Source organism: Bradyrhizobium sp. USDA 3262 (genome assembly GCF_054060035.1).
Window position 1 is genome coordinate 4,634,569 of record NZ_JBSSCT010000001.1, and the last position, 12,004, is coordinate 4,646,572.

Annotated in this window: 14 protein-coding genes; 12 read left to right on the plus strand and 2 right to left on the minus strand. The window is 62.7% G+C overall.

What is annotated here, in order from left to right; translation table 11 throughout:
* Positions 1 to 17: 17 nt before the first annotated feature.
* On the minus strand, positions 18 to 473 hold the full coding sequence (locus tag ACVWYP_RS21145) for a hypothetical protein (RefSeq protein ID WP_304499674.1): 456 nt from the start codon (positions 471 to 473) through the stop codon (positions 18 to 20).
* Positions 474 to 629: 156 nt separating this feature from the next.
* On the opposite strand from ACVWYP_RS21145, the gene ACVWYP_RS21150 reads away from it, so the two are divergent.
* The 12 genes from ACVWYP_RS21150 to ACVWYP_RS21205 all read left to right on the plus strand — a co-directional run bounded on the left by ACVWYP_RS21150 (position 630) and on the right by ACVWYP_RS21205 (position 10,066).
* Positions 630 to 1,067: a hypothetical protein gene (locus ACVWYP_RS21150; RefSeq protein WP_304499675.1), complete on the plus strand. Its 438-nt coding sequence runs from the start codon at positions 630 to 632 to the stop codon at positions 1,065 to 1,067.
* The gene (locus tag ACVWYP_RS21155; RefSeq protein ID WP_304499676.1) at positions 1,060 to 2,292 is read left to right on the plus strand and encodes an HlyD family secretion protein; all 1,233 of its coding nucleotides are present in this window, start codon (positions 1,060 to 1,062) and stop codon (positions 2,290 to 2,292) included. The genes ACVWYP_RS21150 and ACVWYP_RS21155 overlap by 8 nt, the downstream gene beginning before the upstream one ends.
* Positions 2,293 to 2,316: 24 nt before the next feature.
* Entirely contained in the window at positions 2,317 to 2,730 is a 414-nt protein-coding gene (locus ACVWYP_RS21160; RefSeq protein ID WP_304499677.1) for a hypothetical protein, read from the plus strand.
* 91 nt (positions 2,731 to 2,821) lie between these two features.
* On the plus strand, positions 2,822 to 4,168 hold the full coding sequence (locus tag ACVWYP_RS21165; protein WP_304499678.1) for a TAXI family TRAP transporter solute-binding subunit: 1,347 nt from the start codon (positions 2,822 to 2,824) through the stop codon (positions 4,166 to 4,168).
* Positions 4,169 to 4,255: 87 nt separating this feature from the next.
* Complete coding sequence (locus ACVWYP_RS21170; RefSeq protein WP_304499679.1) at positions 4,256 to 5,971, plus strand: DUF3300 domain-containing protein; 1,716 nt, start codon at positions 4,256 to 4,258, stop codon at positions 5,969 to 5,971.
* The gene (locus ACVWYP_RS21175) at positions 5,968 to 6,900 is read left to right on the plus strand and encodes a DUF2950 domain-containing protein (RefSeq protein WP_304499680.1); all 933 of its coding nucleotides are present in this window, start codon (positions 5,968 to 5,970) and stop codon (positions 6,898 to 6,900) included. The genes ACVWYP_RS21170 and ACVWYP_RS21175 overlap by 4 nt, the downstream gene beginning before the upstream one ends.
* A 29-nt stretch (positions 6,901 to 6,929) precedes the next feature.
* A complete protein-coding gene (locus tag ACVWYP_RS21180; protein ID WP_304499681.1) occupies positions 6,930 to 7,352 on the plus strand; it encodes a hypothetical protein in 423 nt (140 codons plus the stop codon).
* 188 nt (positions 7,353 to 7,540) lie between these two features.
* Positions 7,541 to 7,969, plus strand: coding sequence for a universal stress protein (locus ACVWYP_RS21185; RefSeq protein ID WP_304499682.1), 429 nt, complete (start codon positions 7,541 to 7,543; stop codon positions 7,967 to 7,969).
* 53 nt (positions 7,970 to 8,022) lie between these two features.
* Entirely contained in the window at positions 8,023 to 8,319 is a 297-nt protein-coding gene (locus ACVWYP_RS21190; RefSeq protein WP_038379761.1) for an HdeA/HdeB family chaperone, read from the plus strand.
* A gap of 23 nt (positions 8,320 to 8,342) precedes the next feature.
* Entirely contained in the window at positions 8,343 to 8,636 is a 294-nt protein-coding gene (locus tag ACVWYP_RS21195) for an HdeA/HdeB family chaperone (protein WP_018271001.1), read from the plus strand.
* A 248-nt stretch (positions 8,637 to 8,884) separates the two neighbouring features.
* On the plus strand, positions 8,885 to 9,115 hold the full coding sequence (locus ACVWYP_RS21200; RefSeq protein WP_038385236.1) for a hypothetical protein: 231 nt from the start codon (positions 8,885 to 8,887) through the stop codon (positions 9,113 to 9,115).
* 213 nt (positions 9,116 to 9,328) lie between these two features.
* Positions 9,329 to 10,066 (plus strand): outer membrane protein, encoded by a 738-nt coding sequence (locus tag ACVWYP_RS21205; RefSeq protein ID WP_018271002.1) that lies wholly within the window; start codon positions 9,329 to 9,331, stop codon positions 10,064 to 10,066.
* A gap of 103 nt (positions 10,067 to 10,169) precedes the next feature.
* On the opposite strand, the gene aspD is transcribed toward ACVWYP_RS21205, so the two are convergent.
* Positions 10,170 to 11,795 carry an aspartate 4-decarboxylase gene (aspD, locus tag ACVWYP_RS21210; protein ID WP_304499683.1) on the minus strand — a complete coding sequence of 542 codons (1,626 nt, stop codon included), beginning with the start codon at positions 11,793 to 11,795 and terminating at the stop codon, positions 10,170 to 10,172.
* Positions 11,796 to 12,004 lie beyond the last annotated feature (209 nt).

Genomic DNA, 12,004 nt, shown 5'->3' on the forward strand with positions numbered 1-12,004 from the left:
TCCGTCCATCGTTTCAACTAGTCGCCCCAGGAAATGACGATTCCGATGTCGCCGGGCATGCCGCCGGGGTAATCGACGATCTGATAGCGGATGCGGTAGCCGCGCGGCTGCAAGTAGTCAGCCCAAAGCTGGTATATTTCCTTAGGGATACCCGTCAGCGTCTTCTCCCAGCCGGCCTCCATCTGATTGATGGCTCGCCCCTTGTCGGTGCACAGCGTATTGGGGAAGCGATAGACCTGCACTTCGCTCAACCCGTTGCGCACCGCCCGCTGAATCACCGTCGATGCCAGTTTGACCTTCTCGTCCTCGCTGAGCCCGGAGGGCTTGCTCAGCCGCTCGATCAACGCGCGCTTCTCGGCTTCGATAGCGGCCGCACGCTTGGCGTCCTCCTCGGCTTTCTCCGCTTCCTTGAGCGCTGCCTGCTTCTGGATCTCGTGTGCCTTGGGGATCAGATCATCGATCTTGTCTCGCATGGCTGGGGACTCCTAAGCCCGATCTTTCACCTTGCCCCCGGAACGGTAGGGGTGGGCCGACCGGCTTCCTTGATCCAGATCAAGCAAGCGCGATAGGATCGTCAGCAGTGTCGATCAAGATTCGCTTGCGGTGTTATTGCGACCGGGAGACTTGGCTTGAGCGAGCAGATGCATCCGGCGGCCCCCCATCATTTGCCGTTTTTCATTCCTGGCGCCGACGGGTCGGACACCCTGATGGTGGTGATGGGCATTTTCCTCGTAGCCACAGTCTTCTGGGTTGGCACTCTGTACTGGAAGCTGCACAGCCTGCCGGAGCGCATGGCGCACAAGAGCCAGAAACTTCAGTTTGAGATCGTCGCCGTCCTCGGCCTGATATCGCTTTTCACCCACATGCATATCTTCTGGGTGGCCGGCCTGTTGCTGGCACTCATCGACCTGCCGGATTTCGGCACGCCGATGCGCAGCATCGCCGATTCCGTCGAGCGCATAGCCGACGCCACGCCAGGCGCTCCCGAACCGGAAGCCGAATCCGTAGCTGGCGGCAGTCCCGACGTCCGGACGCCCGCGAAGCAAGAGGTGCACAACCATGCTTGAGCTGATGATCTGCTCGCTGGTGACGATCCTGCCGGATTACCTCTACCGCCGCTATCGGCAAGGCAAGCGGTTCGGCAAGGAGATCACGTTCTTCTCTGTCTGGTACGAGCTGAGATGGGGAATCACCGGCTGCCTGATGCTCACGATCTCGCTGATCACGATGATCTTCTACTTTCATCCCTCGACAACCTCCGCAGCGATCTACTTCAGGACCGTGCCGATCCTGCCCGAAGGCTCCGGCCGTGTCGTCGAGGTCAATGTCGACTTCACCGCGCCGGTGAAGAAGGGTGACGTTCTGTTCCGGCTCGACAGTTCGAAGCAGGAGGCCGCGCTCGAGACCGCCAAGCGAAAGATCGCCGAGGTCGATGCGTCGTTGATCGCGTCGCAGGCCGACGTCGTCAAGGCGGACGCTCAGATCGGGGAGGCGAAAGCCTCCTTGCAGCAAGCCAAGGACGAGCTGGAGGTGAAGAGCGAGTTGCAGCGCCGCAATCCCGGCATTGTGCCGCAACGTGACATCGAGAAGCTGCAGGTGCTGGTTGATCAGCGGCAGTCCGGCGTCGATGCTGCCAGCGCCGCCAGGGAATCGGCGACGCTACGCGTCTCCACGCTGTTGCCGGCCGAGAGGGCGAGCGCCGATGCCGCGCGGGCGCAGGCGCAGGTGGACCTCGACAAGACTTTCGTCCGTGCCGGCGTCGATGGCCGCGTCGAGCAATTCCTGGTTCGCCCCGGGGACCTCGTCGCCCAGATCATGCGGCCGGCCGGAATCCTGATACCGGACGAGGCGGGCCGCAAAAGTTTGCAGGCGGGATTCGGGCAGATCGAGGCCCAGGTGATGAAGCCCGGCATGGTAGCGGAAGCCACCTGTATGTCGAAACCCTGGGTGATCATTCCGCTGGTCGTCACCAGCGTGCAGGATTTCATCGCCGCCGGCCAGTTTCGGGCCAGCGAGCTGTTGATCGACCCGCAGAGCCTGCAAAAGCCAGGTTCGATCCTCGTGTTCCTGGAGCCGCTTTACAAAGGCGGCCTTGATGACGTGACACCAGGCAGCAGTTGCATCGTCAATGCGTACACCAGCAATCATGATGTGATTGCCGATCCGAAAACCGGCGCGTTGAAAGGCTTTGCCCTGCACGCCGTCGACGCGACTGCACTCGTTCACGCCTTGCTGCTTCGGATTCAAGCTCTGCTGCTGCCGATCAAGACGCTGGTGTTAAGCGGTCACTGAAGGGCGCGAACAGGGAGACGGCATATGAAACCGGACTGTAAGCTTCGCGCAATCGTGGTGACGGGCATGATCTTCGGATTGCCGGGTTACGCGCACGCTTTCGATCTCACGGGCGCCTGGGCCACGAGCGCCGAGCAATGCCGAAAGGTGTTCGCCCACAAGGGCAGGGCGAACCAGCTGACCTTCACGAACTTCTCAGGCGTCTATGGCGGCGGATTCATCGCCGAGCCCGATCGCCTCCGGAGCAAGTTCGAGAACTGCAAGATCAAATCGCGCAAAGACGACGGCCAGACCATCAACATCATCGTCGGCTGCGCGTCCGGAATCATGGTATCGAATGTGCAGTTCTTCCTTAAGGCCGTCGACGACGATACCATTACGCGCCAGTTCCCGGGCATCGAAGGGATGGAGGTCAACTATCATCGTTGCAAGATCTAATGGCGTCCGCTCCCCGCGCTGGCTCAGCGCCGCCGGACCGTTGTCGGCTGACGCCGGACCGATTGGGTAGCGCGCCGTGGATCCCAGCAGGTTGCCGAGGTCATTGCGCATCGCCCTGGTGGCCGGCCTCACCCTTTTGGTTGGGGGCGCAGGCTTGCTCGCCTATCGCTGGTACGAGCGGCCGACGACCTTGACGATCGCAGTCGGGTCGCTGGACGGCGAGGCCGGGAGGCTGGTCTCGGCGATCGCCGGAAAGTTCGCCCAGTCGAAAGCGCCAGTCCGGCTCAGCCTGGTCCAGACGCCGGGACCGCTCGAGTCCGCCAAGGCGTTTGCTTCCGGGAAGGTGGACCTCGCGGTCGTCCGTGGAGACGTCGGCGATCTCTCGCAGGCCCAGGCCGTTATCGTGTTGGCCCACGCCACCGTCCTGTTGGTCGCGCCGCCCGGCGCTGCGATATCCGACGTAGCGGAGTTGAAGCGCGCCACCATCGGCGTGATCGGCGCCGAAGCCAATCAGAAGCTGATCAAGGTGCTGACCGACGAATACGACCTGACGCGCGCGGGCGTGACATTCAAACCGCTCGCCCCCGCGGACGCGCGCCGGGCGCTCGATGCCAAGGAAGTCCGGGCGATCCTGCTCGTCATGCCTCTGACCGAAAAGTATCTTTCGCTGCTGCGCAACGTCTTCTCGCGCACCACACGAGCCGGCCCGGTGATGATCGCCATCGAGTCCGCCGGAGCGATCGCCGAAAAAGAGCGCGCCTATGAAAGCTTCGACGTGCCGAAGGGGACCTTGCGCGGCTCGCCGCCTGTTCCTGCCGACGACCTGACGACGCTGCAGACGTCATTCTATCTGGTGGCGCAGAAGAAGCTCGGGAATGACCTGATCGGCGACCTGACGCAGTCGATCATGAATGCGCGACGGGATTTGCTTGCCGAGCTGCCGGCACTCTCGCAGATCGCTACGCCCGATACCGACGCAGGCGCCTACATCCCCGTGCATCCGGGGGCGGCGGCGGTCTATGAGGGGACCAGGGAGAGTTTTCTCGACCAGTGGGGCAATGCGATCTTCCTGGCGCCGATGATCGCCGGCGGACTTGCGTCCGTGCTTGCGGCAGCGTGGAAATTCCTCAGACCGATCGAGGCACCGAGCCGCGAGGAGGCGCTCGACACGCTCTATGCTCTGGGGCCTCGGGTCCGCGCGGCCGGGCGTGAGTCGGAGCTGGAAGAGATCGAGCGCGAAATCGACAAGGTGCTGCGAACGCAGCGCGCCCAGCCGGTGGAGGACGACAAGGCCGAGCGCGCCGTCACGGCGGTGAACGTTGCGGCCCATCGGCTCGAGAACCTGATTCACGATCGCCGCATCCACCTTGCGTCACGACAGCCGGGCCAAGCCGAAAGCCAAGCCGAAAGCCAAGCCGAAAGCCGAGCCGAAAGCTGAACGGAAGGGCAGTTTCCTTGATCTTGATCAAGGAGGGGACGGGACTGCGGCCGATGCTGTCGACCGTTGGTGTTGATGGAGGTCGCGATGTTCCGTTGGGGCAAGACTCTGCTTGCGGTTGTGCTGGTGTCGGTGACGTCCGTTGCCGCAACCGCGCAGACTGCTGACAAGCTGCCGGCCCAGGCCAGCCAGCCGGCCGCGGCAACAACGCAGCCCGCCGATCAGCTCCTGAAGCCGGAACAGCTGGAAGCCCTGGTGGCGCCGATCGCGCTTTATCCGGACTCGCTGCTCGCCAACGTGCTGGCGGCGTCGACCTATCCGCTCGAGGTCGTGCAGGCCGATCGTTGGCTCAAGGAGCGCAAGAGCTTGAAAGGGGATGCGCTGAAGGCCGAGGTCGACAAGCAGGCCTGGGATGACAGCGTGAAGGCGCTCACGAGCACCGCCGACGTGCTCGCAATGATGAGCGACAAGATCGATTGGACGAAGAATCTGGGCGATGCCGTGCTGGCGCAGCAGCCCGACGTCATGGATGCGATCCAGCGGCTGCGCAGCAAGGCGCAGGCCAACAACAAGCTGGTGACGACCAAGCAGCAGAAGGTCAGCGTCCAGACTCAGGAGAGCAAGCAGGTCATCGTCATCGAGCAGACCGATCCCAACACGGTCTACGTGCCCTATTACGATCCCGCGACGGTCTATGGCGCGTGGCCCTATGCAGACTATCCGCCGTATTATTTCGGCTATCCGTCCTATATCGGCGCCGGGGTGATCGCGGCAGGTCTTGCCTTCGGCGCCGGATGGGCGATCGGACGCTGGGGTAATTATTGGGGCGGCGGCTTCAACTGGGGCAATCGCAACGTCTATGTGAACAATTTCAACAGGGTCAATAATATCGGGAACAGCTGGCAGCACAATCCGGCGCATCGCCAGGGCGTCCGCTACAACAACAGCAATGTCCAGCAGCGCTTCGGCGGCAACGCCAATCGGGCCGGTGCCGGCGATCGGATGGATTTTCGCGGCCGCGATGGTCAGCAGGTTCTCAAGCCCGGCGGCGATCGCCCGGGCGCAGATCGCGCCGGTGACCGGGCAGGAGACCGCGGTGATCGCGCCGGAGATCGGGCGGGAGATCGGGCTGGAGACCGTGGAGGCGACCGCGGCGGAGACCGTGCGGGCGATCGCGGCAAAGGTGGTGACCGTGCCGGTGCCGCCGATCGCGCCAAGGGCGGCGACCGCGCCGGTGCCGGCAACAAGGCCAAGGGCGGTGGCGATCGCGCAAAGGCCGCCAACCGCGGCAATGCCGGTAACCGCGCAGCTGCGGCAAATCGTGGCGGTGGCAGTCGCGGTGGCGCCATGAACGTATCGTCCGGACGGGCAGCTGCGGCGGCATCGGCGCGCGGGCGATCGAGTATGGCCAGCATGCCGCGCGGCGGCGGCGCAAGTTTTGCCGGCCGCGGTGGTGGTGGTGGAATGGGCGGGGGCGGCTTCCATGGCGGCGGCGGAGGCGGCTTCCGCGGCGGTGGCGGCGGTGGACGACGCTCCGACATCGCGCTCAAGCACGACATCGAGCTGCTTGGACATCTCGCCAACGGCCTCGGCTACTATCGCTTCAGCTATCTCGGTAGCGACAAGAGCTATGTCGGCGTGATGGCGCAGGAGGTCGAGCAGGTCATGCCGGCGGCGGTGACGCGCGGCGCCGACGGCTATCTCAGGGTCTATTACGACAAGCTCGGACTCAAGTTCCGCAGCTACAACGACTGGCTTGCCGCCGGCGCGAAGATTCCATCCCCGTCGGAGGCATCACGATGACAGGCTCTTCGGACTCGCGACTGGATCGTATTGCCTCCGTCGGCGTGGCCGCGGCAACAGCACTTGCCCTGCTGCTGTCTCCTGCGCGCGCCCAGCAAGGTTTCCCCAATCCGGAAGACGCGGCGTCTGCCTTGGCAACCGCGGTCAAAGCCGGCACCAGTCGGGCCATGCTGAAGGTGCTGGGCCGCGATGCCGCCGATATCATCGAGTCGGGCGACGATGTCGCCGACGCCAATGCGCGAGAGAGCTTTCTTTCTGCCTACGACGCCAAGCATTCGATCAAGGCTGACGACAACAAGAAAGCCACCTTGATTCTGGGGAGGGACGATTTCCCGTTCCCGATCCCGATCGTCAACAACAAGGACGGCTGGAGTTTCGACGCGGCCGCGGGGCGGCGCGAAATCCTCTACCGCAGGATCGGCCGCAATGAGCTGGCCGCGATCCAGACCAGTCTTGCCTATGTCGACGCGCAGAACGAATACGCAGAGAAGGATCGCGGCGAGGGTGTGGGCGCCTATGCGCAGCGCATCGTCAGCAGGCCGGGCAAGACGGACGGGTTGTTCTGGCGCGACGACAAGGATCCAAGCCCGCTCGGCGAGCTGGCCGCCCAGGCCGCTGCGGAAGGCTACAAGGTCGGCGAGCAGAGCATGCCGTACCACGGCTACTACTATCGGATCCTGAAGGCACAGGGCTCCGACGCCCCGGGCGGCGCGCTGAACTATGTTGTGAAGGGCAAGATGATCGGCGGATTCGCCCTGGTCGCCTATCCCGCCGAATACGGTAATTCCGGCGTCATGACCTTCCTGGTCAACCACGCAGGCACGGTCTATCAAAAGGATCTCGGCCCACGCACCGATTTCCTCGCCAAGCGCATGATCGTTTTCGATCCGGATCACACCTGGAAGAAAGTGGACTCGACAAATCCCTGAGCGAGGAGGGGACCGCAGTGACGCGATCGATGATCCGTTCCGTCATACTGGCACTTGCGGCGATGGTCCTGTTGGTCGCGCCATGCTTCGCGCAGGCCGTGGGCCACGTCCAGGTCAAGTTCGTGAAGGCGGCGCTCGTCGTGGGCGGCGGCGGCGGTAGCGGCACGTTGACCTACCGCGGGCGGCACTATCGGTTCATCGCGTCCGGCTTCAGCCTCGGCGTGACTGCCGGTGCGTCGGTGACCTGGCTGGAAGGCACCGCCTCAGGCATCAAGGACGTCAACGATTTCGCCGGCAGCTACACGCTGGTCGGAGCCGGTGGCGCATGGGCCGGGGGCGTAGGCGGGGTGAGCCTGCGAAATGAACAGGGCGTTGTGCTCATGCTCAAGGGACCGAAAGCAGGATTGGAATTCGCCGCCAATCTGGGCGGACTGACGATTTCGCTGCGGTGAACCCGCGGTCGATTCGCCCTGCCTCAGATGGGCCGCAGGTGGAAGGCGGCTCCGCCGAGCGACGATCAGCGTCCGGGGTGCGGCGCTGAGCGATGGATTGATCTATCTCAAGGCCAGGCCCGAGGCTCAGGTTCAGCTTGCATTTGGCGGGCGGCGATACGTCATCCAGATAACCGGGAGGTGAACGCATGTACCGGCACATTCTCATTCCGACAGATGGGTCGGAACTGGCGGAGCAAGGGGTGAAGCAGGGGTTGGCGCTGGCGAAATCCGTCGGAGCCAAAGTATCGGTCATCTTCGTCGTTGAGCCGCTCTCGGAAATAGGAGGGCGGTACCGTGATCTGCTCGCGAGATTTGCCGAGATACGCAAGGAAGAGGCCACGAGCGCGCTGGATCGCGCCGCACACGCGGCCAGGGAGGCCGGCGTTCCCTGCGCGACAAGCCAAGTCGAGAGCGGGCAACCCCATCAAGCCATCATCGCAGCAGCCGAGGATAAGGGCTGCGATCTCATCGTTATGTCATCGCACGGGCGCAGCGGGCTCTCCAAGCTTCTCATCGGCAGTGTGACAAACAAGGTGCTGGCGCAAGCAAAGACTCCGGTCCTTGTCTGTCAGTGAGGGCGCAGATCGCTGGATAGAAATCACTGTGCGCGGAGCTTGGGAGAAATCGAATGAACAAAATCACTGTGTGCCTGGCTCTTGCCGGTGCGGCGTTGTCGGGCCCGCTGCAAGCGCAGACTAGCGTCGATATGGCGCGGATAACTTGCTCGCAGTACCTCGCCATGTCCCCGGGCGATTCTTCCGTATTTTCTGCCTGGATGAGCGGCTGGTTCAATCAAAAGAAGGGATACGTCTTTGTCGATCTCAACGCGTATGCGCGAAATGTCGCAAGCGTGAAGGCGTGGTGCGCGACCAATCCCACTCAGACCGTGATGGCCGGCCTTGAGCGCTCCACGGCCGGCCAGTGATCAAACAGGGTTGGAAGATAACAATGAAACCATCGATTCTTGCCATTGCGACCGTTGCACTCCTCGCCACGAGCGTCGTGGCCAAAGCGCAGGTCGTCGTCGATCTGTCTCTCATTACCTGCAAGCAATTGCTGGAGTCGGACCAGGAAAGACAAACGCTGATCAGCTCGTGGATGTCGGGCTATTTCAGCGCATCGAAGAACCTGACCGTCGTCGATTTTCGCTACGTCGAGCGAAACGGCAAGGTAATCGGCAAGTACTGCAAGTCGCACAAGGCAGACACCGTAATGAATGCGATGCAAAAGAACTGGCGCTGATCATCGTCCTTGCGAACGTGCAGGCATTGGACGGCATCCTTGTCCTTCTCGGGCCGGAGGTGAAGCCCGCGATGCCAACGGTCGGCAGGCTCGTCGCGGTTCACTCGCGCTTCTGATCGAACCGCTTCTCCCTCAACTCGGGCCGCGGCGCCCGTATTTTTACGGTCCGGGCCCTTGACCAAGGTCAAGGCGCGGCCGCCGGCCAGATGGTGTGTCGCTAGGGCTGTTCGCTCTCGCCCGGTGTCGCGGTGTCGGCCATCTGGTATGTCACTTATGAAATTCGCCGACGTGGTCTGTTGGCTCGACGGGCGCGCAGCCCTCGCGAGACCAGGACATTTGCCAGCGAATCGGACGCCAAGGCGTTCGCGCGATCAAAACTGGACGAAGGGCTGGTCGTGTTTGCCGGCACCATCAATCCGCACCTCCCCAGGCAATTGATCCCCTCGCAGAACATTGCCGATTGGCTCGTCGAACAGTGAGCCGGCTCGACGCTGCCTCTCCGGCACGACGAGCTTCGTGCTGCACCGAAGTTGAAAGCAGAGCCTGAGCACGGTATTTCGTTTGCCCTTGAGTGTTGCCATTTTGGCACGCGCCTATTCGTGACTCACATCTAGGCTTCGACCACTGCCCCGATTGGGCGAGCGCAAGGACTGCTTTTCTCGATTAACGCGAAGAGACCCGGAGATCATTCCATGAAGAGATTTTTGCTTTCTGTCGCCGCGATTGTCGGCATGGCCACGCCGGCGTTGTCTGCTGACATGGCCGTCAAGGCGGCGCCTGTGCCGGTCCCTCCGCCGGTCTACAACTGGACCGGCTTCTATATCGGTGCGAATGGCGGTTGGGGTGAGAGCCGCACCTGCTGGGATTTCCTCCCCGCCCTCGGAGGTGTCGTGGCCGACGGGTGCAGCTCGCGCTCCGGTGGCGTTTTCGGCGGACAACTCGGCTATCGCTGGCAGGCCGGCCAGTTCGTGTTCGGCCTGGAAGGACAGGGTGATTGGGCGGACCTGAAGAGCTCGCGCCTCAGCCTGATCGATCCGAGGTTCTCGACGACAACGAAGACCGATGGACTGGGTCTCTTCACCGGCCAGCTCGGCTGGGCCTGGGATGCCGCGCTGTTCTACGTGAAGGGCGGTGCCGCGGTCACCAGCAATCGCTATGACATCTGGACCACGGTCGGGGGAATTGGGGTGGCGTCGGCGACGTCGACCCGTTGGGGCGGCACCGTCGGCGTGGGCTTCGAATACGGCTTCACTCCGAACTGGTCCGTCGGGCTCGAATATGACCGCCTGTTCATGGGCGATGCGAACAACACGTTCTCGGTGGTCAATCCCATCGTGGCGGGCGCTGCCAACCGGATCGGACAAGACGTTGATCTGCTGACGATACGCCTGAACTATCGGTTCGGCGGGCCGGTCGTCGCGAGATACTGATCTTCGTGATCACATGTAAATTGAGCCCCGGCACCATCGCCGGGGCTCTTCCTTTGCTTCAGCGCTGCCGGATCAGACGCTCGATGCGCGGCAAACACCGTTGTCAGCGCTTTGCGGCGCCGCCTTTCGCTGCTTCGTAGGCGTCGCGATAGCCTCTGGCGATCGTCCGAACGCCGCGTCCGATGTCGTCATAGACATCGTCAGCGAGGTTCGCGAGCGACACGCGAAGCGACCATTCAGGCGCATCGAATCCGCCACCGTTCAACAGCACGATCCCGTGGGCCTCGGCCAGCCTGAACGCGAGGTCCAGCGGATGGACGTTCTTCTTGAGGTATTCAACCGCATCGTCGCCGATGTTTTTGCGGGCCCAGAACTCGAAATCGATCAGGGCGTAGTAGGCATCATAGTTCGGATTCGGGCTTAGCTTGTCGGCCAGCCCGAGGCCGTCGAGCAGCGACCACAGGCGCTTGTTGACGATCTCCATGCAGGCCGCCTGATAGGCCTTTTTCACGTCCATCATCTCCGCGAGCGAGAACAGGCTCATCATCACCTGCTGCGGCAACGACAATCCCGCGGTGTGATTGAGCGCGACGTCGCGGCTGTCGGCGACGATGCGGTCGATCAGCTTGAGCTTGCGCGGTTCGAGCGTGAGCGGCCCGTAGCGCTTGTCGAGTGCCTTCACGGCGTCGTCCGGAAGCCTGGCGATCATCTTGTCGAAGATGTTGTCCTCGTTGATGGCGATGGCCCCCAGCCGCCAGCCCGTGCAGCCGAAATACTTCGAATAGGAGTAGACGCCGATGGTGTTGTGCGGCAGTTCGCCCAGCAGCGAACGGAAGCCGTGTACGAAGGTGCCATAGACATCGTCGGTGAGGATCATCAGGTCGGGGCGCTTGGTCTTGACCAAATTGGCCAACTTGGCAACCGTCTCCTTGCTCAACGCCATCCCCGGAGGGTTGGACGGATTGACCACGAAGAAGGCCTTGATCTTCGGATCCTCCAGCTTCTTGATCTCCTCGTCGGTGAACTGGAATTTGTTCTCTTGCGGAGCCCTGATCTGAACGACCTTCAGGTCGTAGTCTTCCAGGTGCGTCATCTCGATGTAGGGCGTGAAAATCGGCGTCGCCAGCGCGATCGTATCGCCCGGCACCAGCAGCCGGTTGGCCTTCAACGACTTGAACAGGTAGCACATCGCCGCCGTGCCGCCCTCGACCGCATAGATGTCGAACTTCCCGGCCGGCCGGGGCTCGCCGCAAACCGCCCACATCAGGTATTCGTGCACGATCTTCTCGTTGTGCACCAGCATGCGGTCCGGCACCGGGTAATTGTCGCCGATGATCGAATCCACCAGCTCGTGGACGAAGGCGTCCGGGTCGAAGCCGAATTTCTTGACCGCAAACGGCAGCATCTCGGTCAGGAAGCTCGCGCCCGGCATGTCCTTGTGCTGTTTGAGCCAGGCCTCGAACCGGCCGGCGATGCCGTTTGCCTGAGGCATGCCGCCGATTCCCGCCGGGTGCTCCATCACCCGCTTGCTCTCGGTGATGGCGAACTGTCCGAGCAGGAAGAAACCTTCGCGCGGCGTCGTCGCCACCCAGTTCGGATTGCCCCGCCCGGCGTTCAGGAAAGGCATCTGGCTCCGCTTCGAATTGCTCTTCGCGAGGTTGATCAGCTCGTCCTTGATCTCGAAGGGGCTCAGCGCCTCGAATTTCTTCAGGGTCAGTAGATCGGCCATTTGACGCTCCCGGGGCGATGCAAGCTGTTGGAATGGAGGCGACAGGCTCTGTTGCCTGCGCAATCGCGCGCAGCATGATCGGCGGCCGGTGACGAGCCTTGATCTATGTCAACGGTCGCACGCTAGCGATGCGATCGCTGCGACGGATTGCCGCTCACGATGCAATGTGCGCGGCACGCGCGCGGTGTCGGCAAGATCATGAAATCGCA